The organism is Providencia sp. PROV109 (genome assembly GCF_033681625.1).
Taxonomy (GTDB): domain Bacteria; phylum Pseudomonadota; class Gammaproteobacteria; order Enterobacterales; family Enterobacteriaceae; genus Providencia; species Providencia hangzhouensis.
On sequence record NZ_CP096320.1, the window covers coordinates 4,321,364 to 4,344,702 of the forward strand.

18 protein-coding genes are annotated in these 23,339 nt (G+C 42.2%); 13 read left to right on the plus strand and 5 right to left on the minus strand.

Translation table 11 applies throughout. The features are described 5' to 3' along the window. Window positions 1-3: 3 nt before the first annotated feature. Entirely contained in the window at window positions 4-1,239 is a 1,236-nt protein-coding gene (locus M1F25_RS20125) for an anaerobic sulfatase maturase (protein WP_181488825.1), read from the minus strand. Window positions 1,240-1,766: 527 nt separating this feature from the next. On the opposite strand from M1F25_RS20125, the gene agaR reads away from it, so the two are divergent. The 11 genes from agaR to M1F25_RS20180 all read left to right on the plus strand — a co-directional run bounded on the left by agaR (window position 1,767) and on the right by M1F25_RS20180 (window position 11,736). Then, window positions 1,767-2,543 carry a transcriptional repressor AgaR gene (agaR, locus tag M1F25_RS20130; protein ID WP_036958927.1) on the plus strand — a complete coding sequence of 259 codons (777 nt, stop codon included), beginning with the start codon at window positions 1,767-1,769 and terminating at the stop codon, window positions 2,541-2,543. A 51-nt stretch (window positions 2,544-2,594) separates the two neighbouring features. After that, window positions 2,595-3,878 (plus strand): tagatose-bisphosphate aldolase subunit KbaZ, encoded by a 1,284-nt coding sequence (gene kbaZ, locus M1F25_RS20135; RefSeq protein WP_181488827.1) that lies wholly within the window; start codon window positions 2,595-2,597, stop codon window positions 3,876-3,878. 8 nt (window positions 3,879-3,886) lie between these two features. Then, window positions 3,887-5,071, plus strand: coding sequence for an SIS domain-containing protein (locus tag M1F25_RS20140; RefSeq protein ID WP_004264442.1), 1,185 nt, complete (start codon window positions 3,887-3,889; stop codon window positions 5,069-5,071). A gap of 34 nt (window positions 5,072-5,105) precedes the next feature. Continuing rightward, the gene (gene agaV / locus M1F25_RS20145) at window positions 5,106-5,600 is read left to right on the plus strand and encodes a PTS N-acetylgalactosamine transporter subunit IIB (protein ID WP_094962832.1); all 495 of its coding nucleotides are present in this window, start codon (window positions 5,106-5,108) and stop codon (window positions 5,598-5,600) included. A gap of 48 nt (window positions 5,601-5,648) precedes the next feature. Then, window positions 5,649-6,419, plus strand: coding sequence for a PTS N-acetylgalactosamine transporter subunit IIC (agaW, locus tag M1F25_RS20150; RefSeq protein ID WP_094962833.1), 771 nt, complete (start codon window positions 5,649-5,651; stop codon window positions 6,417-6,419). Next, window positions 6,409-7,296 carry a PTS system mannose/fructose/sorbose family transporter subunit IID gene (locus M1F25_RS20155; RefSeq protein WP_036958865.1) on the plus strand — a complete coding sequence of 296 codons (888 nt, stop codon included), beginning with the start codon at window positions 6,409-6,411 and terminating at the stop codon, window positions 7,294-7,296. Before agaW ends, M1F25_RS20155 begins: the two co-directional genes overlap by 11 nt. A gap of 62 nt (window positions 7,297-7,358) precedes the next feature. Next, entirely contained in the window at window positions 7,359-7,790 is a 432-nt protein-coding gene (gene agaF / locus M1F25_RS20160) for a PTS galactosamine/N-acetylgalactosamine transporter subunit IIA (RefSeq protein ID WP_094962834.1), read from the plus strand. After that, entirely contained in the window at window positions 7,787-8,959 is a 1,173-nt protein-coding gene (gene nagA / locus M1F25_RS20165) for an N-acetylglucosamine-6-phosphate deacetylase (protein WP_181488829.1), read from the plus strand. The genes agaF and nagA overlap by 4 nt, the downstream gene beginning before the upstream one ends. 37 nt (window positions 8,960-8,996) lie before the next feature. After that, window positions 8,997-9,827, plus strand: coding sequence for a 5-dehydro-4-deoxy-D-glucuronate isomerase (kduI, locus tag M1F25_RS20170; RefSeq protein WP_004264427.1), 831 nt, complete (start codon window positions 8,997-8,999; stop codon window positions 9,825-9,827). Window positions 9,828-9,895: 68 nt separating this feature from the next. Further along, window positions 9,896-10,651 carry a 2-dehydro-3-deoxy-D-gluconate 5-dehydrogenase KduD gene (gene kduD / locus M1F25_RS20175; protein WP_036958862.1) on the plus strand — a complete coding sequence of 252 codons (756 nt, stop codon included), beginning with the start codon at window positions 9,896-9,898 and terminating at the stop codon, window positions 10,649-10,651. A 17-nt stretch (window positions 10,652-10,668) separates the two neighbouring features. Beyond that, complete coding sequence (locus tag M1F25_RS20180; protein WP_094962836.1) at window positions 10,669-11,736, plus strand: glycoside hydrolase family 105 protein; 1,068 nt, start codon at window positions 10,669-10,671, stop codon at window positions 11,734-11,736. A 174-nt stretch (window positions 11,737-11,910) separates the two neighbouring features. Here the strand turns inward: M1F25_RS20180 and M1F25_RS20185 are convergent, their stop codons facing one another. Together M1F25_RS20185 and M1F25_RS20190 are read right to left on the minus strand one after the other, a co-directional pair. After that, entirely contained in the window at window positions 11,911-12,630 is a 720-nt protein-coding gene (locus tag M1F25_RS20185) for an oligogalacturonate-specific porin KdgM family protein (RefSeq protein WP_004264412.1), read from the minus strand. Between the two features lie 123 nt (window positions 12,631-12,753). Further along, window positions 12,754-14,313, minus strand: a complete 1,560-nt coding sequence (locus M1F25_RS20190) for a sulfatase-like hydrolase/transferase (protein WP_004264409.1) — start codon at window positions 14,311-14,313, stop codon at window positions 12,754-12,756. Between the two features lie 890 nt (window positions 14,314-15,203). On the opposite strand from M1F25_RS20190, the gene pepT reads away from it, so the two are divergent. Beyond that, the gene (pepT, locus tag M1F25_RS20195; protein WP_004264401.1) at window positions 15,204-16,457 is read left to right on the plus strand and encodes a peptidase T; all 1,254 of its coding nucleotides are present in this window, start codon (window positions 15,204-15,206) and stop codon (window positions 16,455-16,457) included. Beyond that, entirely contained in the window at window positions 16,454-17,827 is a 1,374-nt protein-coding gene (gene dcuC / locus M1F25_RS20200) for a C4-dicarboxylate transporter DcuC (RefSeq protein WP_004264398.1), read from the plus strand. Before pepT ends, dcuC begins: the two co-directional genes overlap by 4 nt. Before the next feature lie 71 nt (window positions 17,828-17,898). Here the strand turns inward: dcuC and M1F25_RS20205 are convergent, their stop codons facing one another. Both M1F25_RS20205 and rpoC read right to left on the minus strand, forming a co-directional pair. Then, window positions 17,899-18,849, minus strand: a complete 951-nt coding sequence (locus M1F25_RS20205; protein ID WP_004264394.1) for a hypothetical protein — start codon at window positions 18,847-18,849, stop codon at window positions 17,899-17,901. Between the two features lie 217 nt (window positions 18,850-19,066). After that, on the minus strand, window positions 19,067-23,290 hold the full coding sequence (gene rpoC / locus M1F25_RS20210) for a DNA-directed RNA polymerase subunit beta' (protein WP_004264390.1): 4,224 nt from the start codon (window positions 23,288-23,290) through the stop codon (window positions 19,067-19,069). Between the last annotated feature and the right edge of the window lie 49 nt (window positions 23,291-23,339).

The following is a 23,339-nucleotide window of genomic DNA, read 5'->3' on the forward strand; positions in this document are numbered from 1 at the left end:
TTATTATTGCTTATAAGCACGCTGTATTGCGCCAAGTGCATCACTAGCTAAAGCACCACCAGATATCGCTTGACGCATTAACTGCATACCTAAAGCGGTATGATGAAAAATCTTTTTATATGAACGACATAAATAGTTATGGCGATATTTTTCACCTTCTATCACCGTGATCCGGTGCTTAGGGCAGCCGCCATAACAAAGGCTTTGAACCTCACAGCGCTGGCAAAGACTCGTTAGCTTGTCATATTTATTTTGCCCAAAACGGACTTGCTGCTTAGAAGAAACAATACGGGAAAGGGAGTGTTGTTGTACGTTACCTAACCGATTGGCAGGATACACATAGTGATCACAGGAGTAGACATCCCCATTAGATTCAATAATCAGCGCTTGCCCACACGTTTTAGATTGCACACAGGTTGATGCCGGATAGCCCATCCAAGTGCCTAATAAGCTATCAAATAGACGAATATAAATTTTGCCAATGTCTCCTTGGTGGATCCATTCATCAAAAACATCAGCCATAAACTGCCCATATCCCTCAGCGGGTACTGAAAATGGTGCCATCGCGGCATTTGGCCCAGGGGCATAATGGCCACCTTGAGTATGTGGAAAGCGCCTATCCACCTCAACAATGGGGATGAACTGAAAGAAAGTGGAACCCAATGCTTTCAAAGCTCGATACGTTTCTTTTCCTTTTCGCCAATTTTGGTCATTAACAACGGTTAAGGTATTAAATTCAACACCATATTCAATCAGGAGCTGAATCGCTTTCTTCACACGCTCAAAAGTTGGGTTACCATTAACGGAAATTCGATATTTATCATGAACAGCTTCTAAGCCATCAATAGATACACCGATTAAAAAACCGTGGTCTGCAAAAAACTGCGCCCATTGTCGGTTAATCGCAATAGCATTAGTTTGCACACTATTCGTGATGATTTTTCCTTGGGCATATTGCTTTTGGTACTTAACAACACGCTCAAAAAATTCTAGCCCTGCAAGGGTTGGCTCCCCACCTTGCCATGAAAAGTCTACCTGTTCACCAGCATGGGACTGGATATAGTCTTTGATATAACGACGTAGTACGTTATCAGGCATAACGTCATGCTGGTCTTCCTTTGGTTGCTCGTGAAACACATTTTCTTTTTCAAGATAAAAACAGTATTCGCATTTAATATTGCAGCGATAACTGGTGGGTTTCGCCATCATATGAAAATAAGTGGGTTGGTTTGCAGGCATTTAAATTAATCCGAAACAGTCAGGTTATTTTTATAGCATTACGCAAAACACGAAAAACCAAAAGAGATTGAAATCACAAAATCAAAAAATGAAAGAATTTGAAAGCGTTTAATTTGAGTCAGAAACGTTGAAAAGCATATAAATAACACACAGTAGCCCAGTAACTTTTGTTTTTGCTTTAAAGAAACTTCTATTCCTTTCGAACTTCAATTACCACCATCGCACTTTATGCCAATTTTTGAGCTTATATTTAGCGAATTTTTTGCAAATATTGCTAATATTTATGCAAAACACAGGGGTTGCTTAGTAAAAGTACAATTATTGCTACTTTATTGATTGGATACTTTCTTATTCGAAGATATGATATTTAAAATTTGAAAATATCCGTAAGCAAACAACACACAAATCGAAACTTTGTGAAAGAGATCAAAAGTTTTGTTTTTTTTCGTTGTCGGTATTTTTTAGCGTAGTAAACTTAATTCGAAATCAAATGAAAGAAAATCATTTGGTTTCGTAAGGAGATGAAAGTGAAAGCGGCAGTTGAACGGCGCATGGAAATCCTCGACATGATTAACCAACAAGGTAAAGCACGAGTCGAAGATTTAGCCGAAATATTTAAAGTTTCAAGTGTCACCATCCGTAGCGATTTAAGCTTTCTTGAAAAGAATGGTTATGTGGTCCGCTCCCATGGGGCAGCAATTCCAAATACTGGGTTTATTGCTGAACTTAGCATCCATGAAAAACGTGGGCAGAATGCGGGCACAAAAACATTAATAGGGAAAGCAGCCGCCGCGCTCATTAATGATGGCGACACGATCATTTTAGACTCGGGGACAACGACACGAGAAATTGCGACACACTTAAAGTCGCGGGATAGCGTCGTTGTCATGACTAACGGTTTAGATGTCGCAATGGAGTTAGCAACAGCCGCTGGCGTTGATGTACTAATGACTGGCGGCGCATTGCGCAAAAATGCTTTATCGTTTTCTGGCTCACAAGCAGAAAATAGCCTCAGAAATTATCGTTTTGACAAGGTTTTTCTTGGGGTTGATGGGTTCGATTTACGCGTTGGTATCACGACACACAATGAACAGGAAGCTAGCCTTAACCGGTTAATGTGTGAAATCTCGGAAACTGTTATTGCGGTTGCTGATTCTACGAAATTTGGTAAGCGCAGCTGTCATATGATCCGTGAATTCGCTGATATTGATGTTTTGGTGACAGACTCTGGGATCCCTGATGAATATGTCCAAGAGTTGAAAAACCATAAAATTGAAGTAATCATCGTCGATAAAGAGCAATAATTCGCTAACTCCATTAACAATACAACCGTGTTGATTGTGGAGTTAGTATTAATGCATCCTTTAGAAAAGATTGTTCAGCAAAATAAACTTGGTAAACAGAATGGCATTTATTCTGTTTGCTCAGCCCACCCATTTGTTATTGAAGCTTCATTGCACCAAGCGCTGGATAATGATTCCTTTCTTTTAATTGAAGCCACATCCAATCAAGTTGACCAATTTGGTGGCTATACGGGTATGACTCCGGCTGACTTTTTCAATTATGTGGTTGAGAAAGCAGAAAAAATCAATTTTCCTCTAAATAAGCTAATTCTTGGTGGTGACCATTTAGGTCCTAACCGTTGGCAAGGGCTTAATGCCGCTGACGCCATGGATAATGCCGATATCCTAATTGAACATTACGTTGCCGCAGGGTTCAAAAAAATCCACCTTGATTGCAGTATGTCCTGTGCAGATGACCCTGTTCCACTCACGGATGAAATCGTTGCACAACGTGCCGCCCGACTCGCAGTTATTGCAGAAAAAACCGCCAAAGAAAAATTTGGCTACAGCGATATCGTTTATGTTATTGGTACGGAAGTCCCCGTACCAGGTGGAGCAACTGAAGCGCTTGAAGGTGTTGAAGTCACAGACCCACAAGCTGCGAGAAAAACCTTAGACTGCCATGCGAAAGCGTTCGAAAAAGCAGGTATTGGTGACTGCTGGACACGTGTTATTGGCCTCGTCGTTCAACCTGGCGTGGAATTTGACCATACCGGTGTTATTGATTATCAACCCGAAAAAGCACAAGCATTAAGTAAAGTTGTTGATGACTACCCTCATCTTGTTTTTGAAGCACACTCAACCGATTACCAAACACCAGATGCTTATAAGCAACTCGTTCAAGACCACTTTGCTATTTTAAAAGTGGGCCCGGCTTTAACATTTGCTATGCGAGAAGCCCTCTATTCTCTATGTGAAATTGAGAATGAAATGTTCCCAGCAGAACAGTGTTCTCACTTAAAAGAGAAAATGGAACAGTTGATGTGCCGTGAGCCCGAATTTTGGCAAAAATACTACCATGGTGATGCCCAGCAGCAAGCTTTTGCACGCGTTTATAGTTTTAGTGACCGTATTCGTTATTACTGGCCTGATAAAGAAATTAACCAAGCCATAGAAACGCTGATGGCTAACTTATCTTCAAAACCGATCCCGTTACCACTTTTAAGCCAATACATGCCACATCAATTCCAACAATTAAGAGAAGGCATGATCGATGGCTCAGCGAAATCCTTTATTTTTGCAAAAATTCGCGACGTACTTTCGGTATATGCCGATGCATGTAAATTTAGTCACTGAGGTTTGACATGGAATATTTAAGCTATCAAACACCTGAACTCGAAAAGCTAAACGCATTCTGGACAGCAAAAGAAATTGAGCAACAACCTGAATGCTGGGAAAAAACAAACCAGCTAATACAAGAACAACGTGCTGAAATTGATACATTTTTAGCTAAAGTGCTTCAGGCACCAGACGCACGCATTATCATGACGGGAGCTGGAACATCGGCTTTCGCAGGCCGCGCCCTTGCCCCCGTTCTAACAGGCCATTTAAAACGCCGTATTGATGCCATTGCCACCACGGATCTAGTCGCCGACCCAAAAGAATATTTAGCGGAAAACGTACCAACGTTACTAATTTCTTTTGCTCGCTCTGGCAATAGTCCCGAGAGTGTTGCTGCTCTTAATGTGGCAGAAAAATGCCTAACCCAGTGTTACCACTTAGTTTTAACCTGCAACGAGCAAGGGCAGCTATATCGTTATTGCCAAAATAATACCAATGCATTAGCCATTTTAATGCCAGAAGAATCAAATGACCGTTCATTAGCAATGACGTCAAGCTTTTCATCCATGATGATGGCTGCGCTGTGTATTTTCTTAACCGAATCCTTCTATTTGAATGAAATTAAACCCTATTTCCAAGATTATCACGACAGTTACACTCAGTTTAACCGCCGTATCCGTGAAGATTATGCAGGTAAATTTAAACGAGTCATTTATTTAGGTAGTGGTGGCTTACAAGGCCTTGCACAAGAAGCTGCCCTAAAAATGTTGGAATTAACGGCTGGTAAGGTCGTTGCTAACTTTGACACGCCTTTAGGGTTTCGCCATGGACCGAAATCTATCGTCAATAAAGAAACGTTAGTCGTGCTGTTTCTGTCAAACGATAAATACACCAGACAGTATGAGACTGACTTATTAAGAGAGGTAATTCACGATAATGCTTCAGCAAAAGTGATCGCGGTCACCTCCTCTTCTGATGACACACAAATAGAGGAAAGTTTCGTTTATATTAAAAAAATGGAGCAGTGCTCAGACTCAGCCCTATTTTTTCCTTATTTAATGTTAGCGCAGGCCTTTGCATTCCATAGTTCCATTGCACTGGGGAATACACCAGATAACCCATCTCCAACTGGAGAAATTAATCGGGTTGTTCAAGGTGTCACTATTTACCCGTTCTCATATCAAGAAGATGGCTTCATGCCTTCTTAATGATAAATATAGCTAATAATAAGAGAGCAATTATATGCACGCACCAAATATTGTCTGGACCCGAATCGATGAGCGTTTATTACATGGGCAAATTCGAATCACTTGGGGTAAACACACTGAAGCAAATTTAATTCTTGTCGCTAATGATGATGCTGCGGATGGCCCTAATTCTGCTTTTATGCAAGCAGGGATGAAAGCGTCCGCAGGTGGAGAATATGCCGTCCGATTTTTCTCTATCGAAAAAACCATCGATGTCATTCACAAAGCGTCTCCTCGTCAAAAAATCTTTATTCTTTGCAATAACCCAACAGATGTTGCTCGCCTTGTCGAAGGTGGAGTTCCTATCACTCACTGCAATGTCGGCAATATGCATTTCCATGAAGGAAAGCGCCAAATTGCCAAAACAGTGTCTGTGGATGAGCGCGACTTAGAAGCATTTCGTCGGCTTGTCGACAAAGGAGTAGCTTGCACAATTCAAAATACTCCAGACCAAACCCCCGTTAATGTTCTTACTCTCGCAACAGCATAAGCAGATTGAGATAACAACTTAACACTAAGGCGTTTAAGGAAAACTATTATGATTTATGAAGCTTCTCTCGTGGCTTTATGGGCCTTCTTTTGCGGTATAGATAAGTATGACGTTGCACTCAATATCCACCGCCCACTGATCACAGGGCCTGTTGTTGGCCTGATTATGGGTGATATGCAAGTCGGTTTAATTGCGGGTGCAACATTAGAATTAGCTTGGCTTGGGCTTGTTCCAAATGCAGGGGCTCAGCCACCTGATGTTACTTTAGGCACTATCGCCGCCGTTGCATTCGCCATTATGACTAATCAATCACCAGCGGTAGCGATGGGGATTGGTATGCCAATTGCCGTTCTCATGCAAATGATCATTATCGGCTTTTTTGCTATTACCGCGTTCACCATGGGTAAAGCTGATCGCTACGCTGAAAAAGCCGATGCGGCGGGGATCTCCCGGTTATTAATCGCCACAATTACCGTTCGTTCTTTACTCTACGCGATCGTCGCCTTTGTAACGGTTTACTTTGGTGAACACGCGGCACAGTGGATTGATGAAAATACACCAAAAGTACTCCTCGAAGGCTTAGGTATTGGCGCCAAAATGGTTCCAGCAATTGGCTTCGCGATGTTGTTGAAAATCATGTGGTCAAAAGAAGTGGCTGGTGTGTTCTTTGTTGGTTTCGTTATGACCACTTATCTCAAACTGCCAATTATGGCAGTAGCAATACTCGGCGCATCTGCGGCAGCCCTGTATTACTTCTTCAGCGGTAACAACAACAAGAATAACTCACAACAAAATGAGGATTTTGAAGATGGTATCTGATAACAAAACAGCAGTAGAAACCAAAAACTTACCAGTGGAATCCTACGTTGATGGCATTGATGAGTACCAAGATACCACTGTCCGCAAAGTCATCACGAAAGGCGATCTATGGCGTTGTGCATTTCGCGGGCTATTTATGGAAGGTAACTTTAACTTTGAACGTATGCAGGGGGGAGGCTTTGCATTCTCCATCATCCCAGCCCTACGCAAAATTCATGGTAATAACAAACGCGATTATGCAACTGCACTGAAAAATCACTTACAGTTTTTCAATGCGAGTCCAAAATTATTTACTTTCTTACTTGGTACTGCCGTTGCCATGGAAGAGAACAAAGAGAAGCCTTCTACTGTCAACGTAATGAAAGTGGCAGGTATGGGGCCAACAGGTGGAATTGGCGATGCTATCGACCATATGACATTGATGCCACTGACTTTAGCATTAGGTGCATCTATCGCAATGGAAGGCTCAATTGCCGGCCCATTTGTTTTCTTCTTTTTATACCAAATTGTTCACTTTTTTGTCTATTTTGGCTTGATGTTCATGGGATATCGCGCAGGTACTGCGGCGATGGTTAACATGAGCGACGCAACAGAAAAATTAGCGAAAGCCGCCAACATCATGGGGATTTTTGTGATTGGGGCACTTTCCGCCACTTTCATAAAAGTACAAACCACCGCTGCTGTTGAGGTAGGTGGCAAGGTGGTCGAACTACAAACCGCCTTGTTCGACAAAATCATGCCTAACTTACTCCCTCTGTGCCTTGTCTTTTTGATGTTCAAAATGGTGAAAGGGACAGGTTTCTGGGCAAAACCGCCGGTGCTTATCTTCTCTGTCTTGGCCTTCGGTGTTATTGGCCATGTACTTGGTGTGATGTAACAGGATCGTATTAAATTGTTTTTAGGTGGGTAGCTAAGTTACCCACCAGCAAGGAGTTATCAATGATTGGTTTGATTGTTTCTGGGCACATTAATTTTGCAAGCGGTATGGCTTCCGCTGTCAAAGCCATCGCAGGTGAACAGGAAAATATGGTGTTTATTGATTTTGTTGAAACCCTTTCTCCCGACGAATTGGAACAACAAATGCGAGCAGCAATGAGTGCCATGAATTGTGAACAAATACTTTTTCTCACCGACCTTCCTGGTGGAACCCCTTGTAACCGCGCTATGGCAATTATGATGGAAGATAAATCCGTTGAAGTTTTAGCTGGCGTTAATCTACCGATGATTGTCAATGCGGCATTGGAACGTGAAGGGGTTGATGCAAAAGAACTTCTTTCTATCTTACACGATATTGGCACAAGTAGTATTCAAGATCTACGTCAACAACTGGCTATGATGTCAGAGCCTGAATGTGAAGAAGATGGCCTATGAAACAGCAATATGCCATTTTAGCGGATCGTACCTTTACACCTGAGGGAATTCGCTATCAACAGTATGTTCGAGTGTGCAACGGTGTTATACAGGAAATTACGGATACCGCCCCCGAACACTGCCCAGTCATCCGTCTTGAAGGGCGCTCCTTACTACCGGGGTTTGTTGATATCCATATTCATGGTCGTGCTGGCGCAGACGTCATGGATGCAAGCCAACAAGGGTTGCAAACCATCGCTGATGCATTAGTCAAAACCGGTGTTGTGGCTTGGGTGGGAACCACCGTCACCGCACCAATGGATGATATCAAACGCGCACTCATCCAAGTGAGTGACTTTATCGCCAAGCCGCAAACATCAGGAGCCCAGTTAGTCGGCAGTTTTTTAGAAGGCCCTTACTTCACTGAACGTCATCGAGGCTCACATCCTGTTAAGTACTTAAAATCGCCGACCATTCATGAATTGGAAGACCTTGTGCAATGTGCTAATCACACACTTTTGCGAGTTGCTGTTGCACCTGAAGCAGAAGGTGCCATTGAGGCTATTGATTGGTTAGTACAACACAATATTAAGACCAGTGTTGCACATACTGCCGCTGATTTCATACAAACCAGTCTCGCATTTTCACATGGTGCAGATTGTGGCGTGCATCTTTATAACGGCATGACGGGTTTACATCATAGAGAGCCCGGTTGCTGTGGCGCAGTGTTGTACCACGATGTCCTTGCGGAGCTGATTGCCGATGGCATTCATGTTCACTCCGTCATGATGCAGCTAGCTTATCGAATGAAAGGTTATCAGCAGCTCGCTTTAATTACGGATTGTATGCGAGCTGGTGGGCTACCGGATGGTGATTATGCCCTTGGGGCACAGACGGTGAAGGTCACTCAAGGGCAAGCTCGCACAGCTGATGGCTCTCTTGCGGGTAGTACATGTAGCCTTGATAACGCATTGCGCAACATGGTGCAACTCGCGCATGTTCCTGAATGGGAAGCCGTACAAATGGCTACTTCGGTTCCCGCTCAATACCTTGGAATCGATGACCAATTTGGTTACATCCGAGTTGGGGCTCAAGCTAATTTTGCCGTTGTTGATAACAATTTTTATCTAACAGACACATTCATCAGAGGTGAACACGTTCACTCTGTATTCGGGGATACCGACCATTAAAGTCGGTTACCTATCAGTAAATCATGAGGTATTTATAATGGAAATTCGTCAACCAATTCACAGTGAGCATGCAAAAACACTTGATACTGAAGGCTTACGCAAACAGTTCCTGATCGAGAACTTGTTCCGTGAAGGGGAAATGAATCTCACTTATAGCCATATCGACCGCATTATTGTGGGTGGCATTGTTCCAACACAAAAGCCACTCGCTCTAATGGCAGGAAAAGCATTAGGCGTTGAGTTCTTTCTTGAGCGTCGTGAGCTGGGTGCAATTAATATTGGGGGCGCAGGTCAAGTTATCGTTGATGGCCAATCCTATGATATCGCACCAAAAGAAGCTATTTATATTGGTATGGGAGCCAAATCTGTCGAGTTTATCAGTACTGATACGACTACCCCTGCACGTTTTTATATGAACTGTGCACCTGCACACCATACCTACCCAACACGCAAAATTACTATCGAACAAGCTTCACCAGAAAAATTAGGTAATGTAGAGAATTGTAACGTTCGTACCATCTATAAATTCTTACACCCATCTATTTTACCAACCTGCCAATTATCAATGGGCATGACAGTACTCGAGCCCGGTAGCTTATGGAATACCATGCCATGCCATACCCATGAACGTCGCATGGAAGTGTATCTGTATTTCAATATGAAAGAAGACAACGTTGTTTTCCATTATATGGGTGAGCCTTCGGAAACACGCCACATTGTTGTTCGTAATGAACAAGCCGTCATTAGCCCAAGTTGGTCTATTCACTCAGGCGTGGGAACTGCTGCTTATACATTTATTTGGGGAATGGTTGGCGAAAATCAGGTGTTCCACGATATGGATCATGTCGCCATGAAAGATCTGAAATAACCCTTTTATCTTTTTTAACATAATAAAAAACGATGTGGCAGTACTGTCACATCGTAAGTGAGGTACAGATGAACTTATTTGATTTAACAGGAAAAGTTGCGATTGTCACTGGATGTAATACCGGTTTAGGTCAAGGAATGGCAATTGGTTTAGCACAAGCAGGCGCAGATATTGTTGGAGTTGGCATCCAAGATGCTCCTGATACACGCGCTCAAGTCGAAGCTTTAGGCCGTAAGTTTCACTACATTATTATGAATTTAATGGAACAAGACGGGTTACAAACTTTGGTTGATGATGCGGTATCCGCCATGGGCCATATTGATATCCTTGTCAATAATGCGGGTATTATTCGCCGTGAAGACTTATTAGAGTTTAGTGAAAAAGATTGGGACGATGTGATTAATATTAATCAAAAAACCTTATTCTTTTTATCTCAACGTGTTGCACGCCAATTCGTGAAGCAAGGTAATGGTGGGAAAATTATTAATATTGCCTCAATGCTCTCGTTCCAAGGTGGTATTCGGGTTCCATCTTACACTGCAAGTAAGTCAGCCGTCATGGGGCTCACTCGTGCTCTCGCTACCGAGCTTTCCCAATACAACATTAATGTGAATGCGATTGCCCCAGGTTACATGGCAACAGACAACACGGCAGCACTGCGCGCTGATGCGGATCGCAACGCAGCTATCTTAGAGCGCATTCCTGCGGGCCGTTGGGGAACTCCTGAGGATTTAGCAGGGCCAGCCATCTTTTTAGCCTCCAAAGCAAGTGACTATATTAATGGTTATACCATTGCTGTTGATGGTGGCTGGTTAGCTCGCTAACCCATCTGGAGAAAATAATGGAACAATCATCATTACCAAAACTATTACAACGTAATACGGTTTTAGATGATATGAAACGGGTTTACCGTTATCAATCAAAAAACCAAGTACGCAGTGTACTTCGTCGTAGTGGCAAAACCCGTTTTATTAAAGATACGGACTGGGAACGTGGTGTTCTGTGGTCTTGTGTTGCTGCTGCATGGCAAGCAACACAGGATAACGAATATCTCGCTGGTGTATTGGATTACACATTACATACTGGATTTCGTACAGGACCTAACCCGCGTTTTGCCGATGACCATGTCTGTACTCAAGCCTATTTAGCTGTAAGTTCGCAATTTGATCATCCAGAAATCCTTGAACCCACTATTAATGCATTCAACCTTATGTTAGCAGAGCCAAAACCAGGTCGAGAAGACTGGTGGTGGTGTGATGCACTCTTCATGGCTCCCCCTGCTTTTGCCGCGTTATCAGCTAAAACAAATGACAATCGCTACTTAGACTACATGCATACCGCTTATTGGGATGCGATAGAACATTTGCGTGATCCTGAAACTGGCTTAATTTATCGCGATTATCGCTACATTCCTGATGGCAAGGGTGGTGAATTACGTGAAAAAAATGGTGAAAAAGTATTTTGGAGCCGAGGTATTGGTTGGGTCATTGCATCTATCCCACGTATTTTACAATCGTTACCTAAAGAGTTCCCTGCCCGCCAGCAATATGTAAATTTATTTACCGACCTAATGGAAACTGTCATTCAATACCAACAAGAAGATGGTTTCTGGCGCACTAGTTTACTTGATCCCCAAAGCTTCCCTGCCCCTGAAAGTAGTGCCACTGCATTATTTTGCTATGGATTAGCGTGGGGCTTAAACCAAGGTTTACTGGAAGAAGCACGCTACTTGCCTTTGCTCGAAAAATCATGGTGTGCACTACAAAACTGTATTCACCCCAATGGAATGCTAGGTTGGGTACAGCTTCCGGCGTTCAACCCACGAGATGTCAAATATGACCATAATATGGATTATGGAGCTGGAGCCTATTTATTAGCAGCAAGTGAAGTTATTAAACTCAAAATTTAATTCATTACAACCCGATTTACCATTGCTCAAGTTGTCATTTCATTACTTTCTTTTGGCCAATTTATTGGCCATTTTTCTTGTTTTTCAGTATTTATTCTTTTCTCTTCTTTGCAAACCGGCAATAAAAAACCCACGATCACTCGTGGGCAAATATATATTTATATGAAAATGATATTACCAAGTATATTGAATACCCACACGGAATCGTGTTTGACGGTCACTTGAAAACCTATTTTCTTTCACATTGCCCACTTCAACAAATGGGCGCCATAACGCACCATCATCTGCTTTAATATCATAACGAAGGCGAACGTTGTGTTGATAATCGAATTTTTTATCATTGTAAAGAGGTTGAGCGTTGTCAGCCATTTCCCACATTAAATCCAATTGATACTGTAAATCTAAGTTACCCCATTTGTAACCTATCCAGCTATCAAACTCTTGGATTTTAGAGTGATAATTACTGCCATTTTCTCCTACTTGACCATAATCCCACACTTTCCATTTATAACGGCCTTGTAAACGAATACCATTATCGAATGTATAATTTAAACGAACATAAGGAACATAAACTAAACCTAATTTATCGAAATCAAGAGAAGCACCGACAAGCCCCACTAAATTTGGATTCAATTTTGTATAATAAAAAGCTGAAAATTCCGAACCATCAATTTTCATTGCGTCATAAGCACCATCTTTATTTCCATAGCGTGCATCTAACTCAAATCCAATATTTTTCCCTGTATCCAAAAAAGCTTTAATTCTATCTCCGCTTTTCCCTGATGCATCTAAATATTGATGACGATATTCAATTGTTGTTTTATAGTTATTTGCGAGAGCATATTGTGATGAAATTGAAAATAACACTGCACTAGCAATAATTAATTTTTTCATTATCTTTATTCCAAAGCTGTGTACTATTTAAGCACGAGGATAGTGATTCCCTGTTTTATTAGAGAATAATATTTTCATTTTTTTAATTAATGCCACCTAGTTTATTAGGTGGCAAAAAATGATTTATTTAACTTCACAAGCTGAAACTTTTTTATTTAATTTATTTGTTGTTGCTGTAATAAACTCTGTTGGTCTCCAAGAATCACCGGTTTTTTCTAACCACGGTATAAGCTCTTCTTTAATTAATTTATCAATAATGGGTTTGTTCTCATCTGCCACATTTTTCATTTGATAAGGATCATTTACATTATCATAAAGCGTATATTTCAGTGGTTGCCCATCCTGACGGTCAATAACCAATGTATGCGTTTTCGTTCTCACGCCACGTTTACCAAACGAAGGTTCACCATACGGAATAAATAAATAAAGTTGAGAGTTAGCGACTTCCCCCTCACCAGTGACTACACGTTCAGCTAAATTACTTCCTTCAACTGAACCAGGGATCCATTGCTCTAACCCCAACAAACCTAGAATCGTTGGGTAGATATCCGGCGCTGACATTAATGCATCATCTTGCCCTGGTTGAATTTTACCCGGTAACCGAAACATCATCGGAACACGCATCGACTCATCATAAGGGTTATTTTTTGTCGGCTGGCCATTTGCACCAAGACAACTACCATGATCAGAGAAGAAAACAACCAATGTATTATCCGCAAGCCCTTGTTTTTCAAGCTCATCAACGATGCGACCAAATTGTTCATCAACGCCGTTTACCATCGCCAGATATTCTTTGAAATATTGAGGTCCATAGCCTTCTTGGTATTCCACATCCCATTTAACATTTGGCCGAGTATTTAACTCTTGCGAGGTTTTTCCTTTATAGGCATCGAGATACTTTTGTGGAACTTGGTCATACGGTGAATGCGGAGGGTTCATAGAAACAACCAGCGCAAATGGCTTGGTATTATCACGGTACTGCCCATTTTTATTTTGTAAGAATTTTATAGCCATATCCGCTTCGTGCTCTGGTCCCCATTGGTCTACATAAATCGGTTTTTCCCGTGGTGTATTATTGGCCCAATACATCGGTTTCATATGCAGATCATATGTGCCGTAGGAGTACCAAAAATCAAAGCCATGGCGGCGGTTTGGAGCAGCCCATTCATTCCAATAACGACCTTCCATTGGGTTATTATAGCTTTCAATAAAAGGTGCATATGGCGCATCTAAATGCCATTTACCAATATATCCCGTGCTGTAATCCAATGATTTCAAAACATCAGACCAACAATTGGCATAAGGTGATAAATCAATCCCTACCTTTCCACCATAATCATGTGCGTTGCCTGTAATACCGTTACGAACAGGATATTGCCCAGTCATAAACATGCCACGGAATGGGGAACATAATGGGTAATTGGATGCCATCTGCGTCATGACTTTCGCTTGTTTGGCAAACTTATTTAAATTAGGGGTAATTGACGGGTCTTCTCCCATAAATTGTAATGCATGGGCACGCATCTCATCAGGGAATACTATCAATAAGTTAGGGGCGTTATCGGGTCGGTAAGGCTTAATATTTGAAGGTTTTCCATCATTGGCTAAAATGGGACTAGAAACCGACATTGCTGCACCGCTGGCTGCTAATCCTTTTATAAAGGTTCTGCGCGAAACAGTCATTGCTTCATCCTCTTTTGTTTACGTTTTCTTTCGTTTTTGATTAATACATATTATTTATACTTTTGTATAATATCAAAAAGTAAGTGATCGAAAATATCAAAATTCAAGTGGAGATCACAAAAAGTAATCAATTCGTAGAAAATAAGTCAATTTCCCCACAATAAAGATATGATGCAAACTTATGGCAATCAAAATTAACATGCTGATTTTTAATAAAAATAAATAATTCAGAGATGCTGAGCACAGAAGTAAAATTTTGCTTGAAAATTACATATCAAATGACGAAGAAATACCTGCCAGTAAATCTTCATTTGCTTTCAATGCAAAAAAGTAGAGGTAATACGAAACAAGACAAAAGAAAATTTTTATCACCATCCTGCAAAAAACAGTCAGTATAAAATTGATTCAATTATCTAAATGAAAGGCAAAGAAATAAAATATCAAAATATGATTTTAAGCATTCATTCCATCTAATTTTCTATTAATTTTGCTAATTAAAAATTTTTATTTCTAGGAAAAATTATCTTTTGAACATCTAACAGCAATATATATTAATTAAATTTAAGATAGGATAAGTTTAAAATAAGGTGTTAAATAAAAAACACATTACGAAAGAATATTCGTACGATTTAATATCAATAATTTAACAATATTATTTAAGACGAAAAATAAGGCAGGAGTAAAGTCGCCCATTTTAATTCATTATTCGAATAATGCCACTATTAATTATCAATTTTATATTCTCACTAGCATTTCTTAGAAAAATTCAACAGGTCTGATATTCAGAATATCTTTAATTGTGATACAAGAATAATACTGTGAAATGAAATTACAGCCACAGATATAACTAATGTAAAACGCATTCTATAAGATGCTGGGGAATAAAAAGAATGAATATTGTTGAGCGGTTTATTTCTTATACCAAAATTAACACCACCACTGATAGGGAAAAGGGTGCGGCAGGAATTATGCCTTCCTCAGAAGGACAACGCGTCCTTGCGAAACAGCTGGTCCAAGAATTAGAAGCTCTGGGCGTTGAAGATATTAAGCTGCGTGACACAGCTATTGTCACCGCAACTTTGCCTTCCAATCTTGATTATGATGTCCCAACCGTCGCTTTCTTCGGCCATTTAGACACTAGCGCAGAACAAACCAATGATACTAAAGCACAAATTTTGCCATACACCGGTGAAGATTTATGCATGAATAAAGAACTTAATATTTATCTACGTAAGAGTGAGTTCCCTGAATTAGTGAATTACATTGGTGATGACATAATTGTCACTGATGGAACTAGCCTATTAGGTGCTGACGATAAAGCGGCAATTGCCTCTATCATGGATATGCTGCAATACTTTAAGCAAAATCCAGAAATTAAGCACGGCACCATTAAAATTGGTTTCGTTCCAGATGAAGAGCAAGGCCTCCGTGGCGCAAAAGTCTTTGATGTTAAAGAGTTTGGTGCTGATTTTGCCTATACCTTAGACTGCTGCGGTATCGGTGAACTGGTGTATGAAAACTGGAACGCAGGTGATGCCGAAATCATCTTTACGGGTAAATCGGCTCATCCAATGTCCGCAAAAGGCAAACTGGTTAACTCATTATTAATGGCACAAAAATTTATTGCCATGTTACCGGGTGGTGAAGCTCCTGAGTATACCGATGGACGCGAAGGCTATTATTGGGTGAAACAAATGTCAGGTAACAGCGCCCGTACTGTTTTAAAAATGGATGTGCGTGATTTTACCGAAGACGGCTATCGCAAACGTATGGCTTTCTTAAAACAATTAGCAGAGAGCTGCGAAAGCCTTTGGGGAAGCGAAAGTGTTGTTTGTAAGCTATCAGACCGCTACTCTAACGTTTACAATAGCCTACAAGGTGATAACCGTTACCCTATTGATATTGCCGTTGATGCCTACCAAGCTTGTGGTATCACACCAAAAGTCATTCCTATGCGTGGGGGTTATGATGGAGCTGCATTATCGCAAAATGGATTGCCTTGCCCTAATATCTTCACAGGCGCACATAACTTCCATTCAATCTATGAATATTTACCCGTTAAATCCCTACATGCCGCCAGCGATGTATTAAAACAAGTGGTACAAATCACCGCAGAACGCTTCAAACCAGGAGCTAAAGCATGATCCCAATTCTAACGGTTCTGATTATCGTTGTTTTGGTTGCGCGATTTATTTTAAAGGGGTACAAAGCTGAGCCAGTACTATTAATCGCTGGCTTAGTATTGATGATATTCACCCTAGCCCTTGGCTGGGGTCCAATCCTCCCTAAAAATGTCGCCACCACTGGTATCACTTGGCTCGACCCATTTGAAGTCATGCGAGATTTATTCAGTAGCCGCGCAGCGGATCTCGGTTTAATGATCATGGCATTGATGGGCTTTGCGCACTATATGGACCATATCGGTGCCAATGAAGCGGTAGTACGTGTTGCAACTAAACCACTGAAAAATATGCGTTCACCTTATGTACTGCTATTTTTCTCTTTCTTGCTGGCAAGTATCTTGCAATTAGCTATCCCATCAGCAACAGGCTTAGCAGTGTTGTTAATGGGAACCATGTTCCCAATTATGATTGGTTTGGGATTATCACCTGCTTCTGCGGCTGGGGTTATCGCAACTTCTCTTGGGGTGGCTTATACACCAACCGCGATTGATGCCATTCGTGGTGCGAAAGCGGTCGATATGTCTGTCGTTGAGTATGTGCTTTACTATCAAGGGCCAGCGGCATTAGCCACTGTATTGGTCGTCGGCATTACCCATATTTTCTGGCAACGTCACTGTGACCGAAAACAAGGTTTCGTACCTGAAATTGGTAAAGCCGTTCAGTCACATGAAAAAGAAGAAATTACTAAGTCAGTTCCTGGATATTATGCACTTCTTCCTATGCTCCCCATTATTATGGCGGTGGGAACGTCCAATTTGTTCTTTTCCGGTATTCACTTAGATGTTGTGACTATCGTGCTGATTGCGATGGCAATTTGCATGGTGATTGAAACACTTCGCGTACGTAATTTTAAAGCGGTTTGTAATGGCTTCCAAACATTTCTAAATGGTATGGGTCATGCATTCAGTAATGTGGTCGGCTTATTGGTTGCCGCTGGAGTGTTCGCTCATGGTATTAAAGTCAGTGGAGCAATTGACCAACTGATTTTAGGTGCTGAATCCGTCGGCTTGCCACCATTTGCCATGGCGATTGTGTTCGCACTCGTCACACTTGCCGCTGCTATTATTATGGGTTCAGGTAATGCGCCATTCCTCGCGTTCGTTGAGTTAATTCCACAAATTGCACATAGTATGGGCGTTAACCCTATTGCAATGATTTTACCAATGCAACAAGCCTCACACATGGGCCGAGGTATGTCCCCAGTCGCGGGGGTAATCATTGCCGTATCCAGTGGTGCAAAACTGCAGCCATTTGATGTGGTAAAACGAACCGCCGTGCCGCTGATGGTAGGTTTTGTGGCTCACTGTGCGATCATTGGTATTTTTTACTAATTACTATATTTATCATTCACATAATTAAAGCGGGAAATATTCCCGCTTTTACTTTTTCTAGCTAACCAATTCTAATGTTTACACTGACAATCTGAGTGGTCATCATGCTTGGGATCAGGGCAGCAAGAATCTATGGTCTTTTTTATAATATCAGACAATGTATTCACAGTATTTATAATGAGTGGCAAGTTTTCACAGACAGAATCACACTCTGAAAGCCTTCGATCTGGTTTGGCTGGTGGTATTAAGCTATCACATAATATTTCCTGTAAAACCAACGAGAAATTTGCAATCCCTGTGGTGTAAATGTACGCACGTCCGTCGGTTTCTTTGGCTAGTCGTTCATACTCCCTCGTCACGTTATCTCTATCAGCAAGAGTCGGAAAACGATCTAGATTTGTTGGGCTATCATCCGGTGTACCTTGGTAGGTATACACCTTAATTCCTCTTTCTTGAGCGACAGATATGGCTTCATTATTTTTTGCAATCGCAGCACGAGTAAGAATTCCACCGCCACCTTCCATCCCTTCATCACCCAGCACAAAAATAGCCCTACGCGCATCATCTCGCCAATCAAAGTGTTTACTAATATCAATAACCGCACGACATAAATCTTCTTTATTTCCAGCATGATCTCGCCCATCGGATTCTTTAAACGGTAATCTTGCTTGCAGATCCCTTTCGTTCGCACCGATCTTAATTAAATATTCACTGGCAGATTGATCAAACTTCGTATTTGCCCAAGTCCCTTCGATACCTAAAAATGTCGCCCGAAGGTGGGATGGACACTTTGCTGATGCCGCCTCAATCGTCGCATCAATCTGTTTACTTAAATCCCCTGCCTCATCAGACATTGAGCCACTAGTATCAATAACAACAACTAAATCTAATGCAATTTGCCCGTTTCCCGTCACTATCTGAGATGTATTTATGGCCCCTAATGAGTCTGATAATATTCCATGATAAGCCGAGAGATTAGCTTGATTCACATCAACCTGTTCATTTGTCTTTTTTTTATCCATCGCATATTCCTTTTATTTATTCCTATTAAATAATTTAAAAATAATTTTTATTACCGTTTATTTTTAGCCAAGCAATTTATTATTCATTTTTTTTACTGCTGGATATATTTTAAAAATAGAAATACGCGTTACATATTCAGATAAACCTAAGACATAAAAAAAAGCCAGTACCTTTCGGCACTGGCTTTTGTCAGGCGTTTTACAGTGAAATCAGAAATTAGTTCTGGTTGTCACTGCTAAAACCTGCATTTAACAGCTCAGCTAAGTTTGCTGTTGCTTCGTCTGCACTGACTTGTGGTGCATCCACAACATCGTTCAGATGACGGCGGCGGATACGGTCTTGGTGATACGCAAAACCAGTACCTGCTGGGATCAGGCGTCCAACAATTACGTTTTCTTTCAGACCACGTAATTCGTCACGTTTACCCGCAACTGCGGCTTCAGTCAGTACGCGTGTCGTTTCTTGGAACGATGCTGCTGAGATAAAGGATTCTGTTGCCAGAGATGCCTTAGTAATACCCAACAGGTCACGAGCAAAGTTCGCTGGAATTTTGCCTTCTTGTTCCAGTTTACGGTTAGAAACTTTAACACGTGAGTACTCGACTTGTTCACCTTCGAGGAATTCAGAACTTCCTGCATCCGCGATAGTCACTTTACGCAGCATCTGACGAACGATAACTTCAATGTGTTTATCGTTAATCTTAACGCCTTGTAAGCGGTAAACTTCCTGAACCTCGTTAGTGATATAACGCGTAACAGCATGGACACCACGCAGACGCAGAATATCGTGTGGAGATTCTGGACCATCGGAAACCACGTCACCACGTTCAACGATCTCACCTTCGAACACGTTGAGTTGACGCCATTTAGGGATCATCTCTTCGTACGGATCGCTACCATCTAATGGTGTGATAACCAGACGACGTTTCCCTTTGGTTTCTTTACCAAACGAGATAATACCGCTGATTTCAGCCAAGATTGCAGGCTCTTTCGGACGACGTGCTTCGAACAAGTCAGCTACGCGTGGTAGACCACCCGTGATATCTTTAGTACCCACAGATTCTTGTGGAATACGCGCTAAGGTATCACCGACGTTGATTGCGATGCCATCATCTAACTGAACAATTGCTTTACCCGGTAAGAAGTACTGAGCAGGCATGTCCGTGTTAGGAATAAGAACATCGTTACCATTTGCGTCAATAACACGTAGTGCAGGACGCAGGTCTTTACCACCACTGGTACGTTCCGCAGTATCCAGAACAACGATTGAAGACAGACCGGTTAATTCGTCAGTCTGACGCGTCATTGTTTGGCCATCAAGCATGTCAGAGAAGCTGATAATACCCGATACTTCACTGACAACTGGCATTGTATGTGGATCCCAGTTCGCAACAGTTTCACCGCCCGTTACTGCATCGCCATCGCCTTTCGTCAAGTGCGCACCGTAAGGGACTTTATAGCTTTCTTTCGTACGACCGAATTCATCAATCAGACGCAGTTCTGTATTACGTGAAGTAATAACCAGTTTGCCTTCTGAGTTCGTAACGAATTTAGCGTTAACCAGTTTCAGGGTACCTGTGTTACGGACTTGAATGCTAGATTCTGCCGCCGCACGAGATGCCGCACCCCCGATGTGGAACGTACGCATCGTTAACTGTGTACCCGGCTCACCGATTGACTGTGCCGCGATAACCCCGATAGCTTCACCTTTATTGATGATATGACCACGAGCAAGGTCACGACCATAACAGTGAGCACACACACCGAAGTCAGTTTCACAACTTACAACTGAACGAACTTTAACGCTGTCGACTGAGTTAGCTTCTAACAGGTCACACAGTTTTTCGTGCAGTAATGTATTACGTGGAACCAGAATGTCTGCCGTTCCTGGGATCAGGATATCTTCTGCAGTCACACGACCCAATACACGCTCACGCAGTGGTTCTTTAACGTCGCCACCCTCGATAACCGGAGTCATCAGGATACCTTCATGAGTTCCACAGTCGTCTTCAGTCACAACCAAGTCCTGTGCAACGTCAACTAAACGACGAGTCAGATAACCGGAGTTCGCTGTTTTCAATGCGGTATCGGCAAGACCTTTACGCGCACCGTGCGTAGAGATAAAGTACTGAAGAACGTTCAGACCTTCACGGAAGTTTGCCGTGATTGGTGTTTCGATGATGGAGCCATCTGGCTTAGCCATCAGACCACGCATACCTGCTAGCTGACGAATCTGAGCTGCAGAACCACGAGCACCGGAGTCGGCCATCATAAAGATACTGTTGAAAGAAACTTGTTGTTCTTCGACGCCATCACGGTTAATAACCGCTTCAGTCGACAAGTTTTCCATCATCGCTTTAGCAACACGTTCGTTTGCTGCTGCCCAGATATCGATAACTTTGTTGTAACGTTCGCCTGCTGTTACCAGACCAGACTGGAACTGTTCCTGAATTTCTGCAACTTCAGCTTCTGCTTCGGCGATGATCCCAGCTTTTTTCTCTGGAATAACCATATCGTCGATACCAACTGATGCACCAGAACGTGCCGCATAGGCAAAACCGGTATACATGATTTGGTCAGCAAAAATAACAGTAGGCTTCAGGCCCAGAACACGGTAACAGGTGTTCAGCATTTTGGAGATAGCTTTCTTACCTAACGCTTGGTTTACCAGAGCATAAGGCAGACCTTTCGGTACGATCATCCATAAAATTGCACGACCAACAGTGGTGTCAACTAAACCAGTGTTGATTGTAATGTTACCTTCCGAATCTTTTACTTCTTCAGTGATACGGACTTTAACGCGGGCATGCAGTGATGCATGACCTGAACGGTAAACACGCTCAGCTTCTTTAGGACCGGCTAATACCATGCCCTCGCCTTTCGCGTTTACGCAGTCACGTGTCATGTAGTAAAGACCCAATACAACGTCCTGAGAAGGAACGATGATCGGCTCACCACTTGCAGGTGACAGGATGTTGTTGGTTGACATCATCAACGCACGTGCTTCTAACTGAGCTTCCAGAGTCAGAGGAACGTGTACCGCCATTTGGTCTCCATCGAAGTCGGCGTTATATGCCGCACAAACGAGTGGGTGCAATTGGATAGCTTTACCTTCGATAAGAATAGGTTCGAAAGCTTGGATACCCAGACGGTGAAGTGTTGGTGCACGGTTCAACATGACTGGGTGTTCACGGATGACTTCATCCAAGATATCCCAAACAACCGCTTCTTCGCGCTCAACCATTTTCTTCGCAGCTTTAATGGTTGTAGCCAGACCACGTAATTCTAATTTGCCATAGATAAATGGTTTGAATAACTCAAGAGCCATTTTCTTCGGCAGACCGCACTGATGCAGGCGCAGGTATGGACCTACGGTGATAACAGAACGACCTGAGTAGTCAACACGCTTACCAAGTAAGTTCTGACGGAAACGACCTTGTTTACCTTTGATCATATCTGCCAAAGATTTCAGAGGACGTTTGTTAGAACCAGTGATTGCGCGACCACGACGACCGTTATCTAACAGGGCGTCAACCGCTTCTTGCAGCATACGTTTTTCGTTACGTACGATGATGTCTGGCGCAGCCAGATCCAGAAGACGTTTCAGACGGTTATTACGGTTGATTACGCGACGATACAGATCGTTCAGATCTGATGTTGCGAAACGACCACCATCCAGTGGAACTAATGGACGCAGATCCGGTGGTAATACTGGTAATACGTTTAAGATCATCCACTCTGGTTTGTTACCAGATTGAATAAATGCTTCCAGCAGTTTGATACGCTTAGTCAGCTTCTTACGCTTAGTCTCAGAATTAGTTTCGTTTAACTCTTCGCGCAGCGTTTCACACTCGTTCTCAAGATCGAGGTTTTTCAGCAGGCCTTGGATTGCTTCCGCACCCATTTTCGCATCAAATTCGTCACCGAACTCTTCCAGCGCATCTAAATATTGCTCTTCTGTCAGAATCTGTGCACGCTCAAGGCTAGTCATACCGCCTTCAACAACTACATATGATTCAAAGTACAGAACGCGTTCAATATCACGCAGTGGCATATCGAGCAGCAAACCGATACGGGATGGCAGTGATTTTAAGAACCAAATGTGTGCAGTCGGAGATGCAAGTTCAATGTGACCCATGCGCTCACGACGGACTTTGGTCTGTGTAACTTCTACGCCACACTTCTCACAAATCACACCGCGGTGTTTTAAACGTTTGTACTTACCGCACAGACATTCATAGTCTTTTACTGGCCCGAAAATACGCGCACAGAAAAGACCGTCACGCTCAGGTTTGAACGTACGGTAGTTAATGGTTTCTGGCTTTTTAACTTCACCGAATGACCATGAACGGATCATATCAGGTGATGCCAGAGCAATCTTGATAGCATCAAACTCTTCGGTCTTGGTTTGCGCTTTCAGAAACTTTATTAAGTCTTTCACAAAATGCTCCTGTCGGAGTTAGACCTGTCAGGTGAGTATTCAAAGACAC

Coding starts and splice junctions, on each gene's coding strand:
- M1F25_RS20125 (WP_181488825.1), bottom strand. CDS start 1,239: ATGCCTGCAAACCAACCCACTTATTTTCATATGATGGCGAAACCCACC.
- kbaZ (WP_181488827.1), top strand. CDS start 2,595: ATGCATCCTTTAGAAAAGATTGTTCAGCAAAATAAACTTGGTAAACAG.
- M1F25_RS20140 (WP_004264442.1), top strand. CDS start 3,887: ATGGAATATTTAAGCTATCAAACACCTGAACTCGAAAAGCTAAACGCA.
- agaV (WP_094962832.1), top strand. CDS start 5,106: ATGCACGCACCAAATATTGTCTGGACCCGAATCGATGAGCGTTTATTA.
- agaW (WP_094962833.1), top strand. CDS start 5,649: ATGATTTATGAAGCTTCTCTCGTGGCTTTATGGGCCTTCTTTTGCGGT.
- M1F25_RS20155 (WP_036958865.1), top strand. CDS start 6,409: ATGGTATCTGATAACAAAACAGCAGTAGAAACCAAAAACTTACCAGTG.
- agaF (WP_094962834.1), top strand. CDS start 7,359: ATGATTGGTTTGATTGTTTCTGGGCACATTAATTTTGCAAGCGGTATG.
- nagA (WP_181488829.1), top strand. CDS start 7,787: ATGAAACAGCAATATGCCATTTTAGCGGATCGTACCTTTACACCTGAG.
- kduI (WP_004264427.1), top strand. CDS start 8,997: ATGGAAATTCGTCAACCAATTCACAGTGAGCATGCAAAAACACTTGAT.
- kduD (WP_036958862.1), top strand. CDS start 9,896: ATGAACTTATTTGATTTAACAGGAAAAGTTGCGATTGTCACTGGATGT.
- M1F25_RS20180 (WP_094962836.1), top strand. CDS start 10,669: ATGGAACAATCATCATTACCAAAACTATTACAACGTAATACGGTTTTA.
- M1F25_RS20185 (WP_004264412.1), bottom strand. CDS start 12,630: ATGAAAAAATTAATTATTGCTAGTGCAGTGTTATTTTCAATTTCATCA.
- M1F25_RS20190 (WP_004264409.1), bottom strand. CDS start 14,313: ATGACTGTTTCGCGCAGAACCTTTATAAAAGGATTAGCAGCCAGCGGT.
- pepT (WP_004264401.1), top strand. CDS start 15,204: ATGAATATTGTTGAGCGGTTTATTTCTTATACCAAAATTAACACCACC.
- dcuC (WP_004264398.1), top strand. CDS start 16,454: ATGATCCCAATTCTAACGGTTCTGATTATCGTTGTTTTGGTTGCGCGA.
- M1F25_RS20205 (WP_004264394.1), bottom strand. CDS start 18,849: ATGGATAAAAAAAAGACAAATGAACAGGTTGATGTGAATCAAGCTAAT.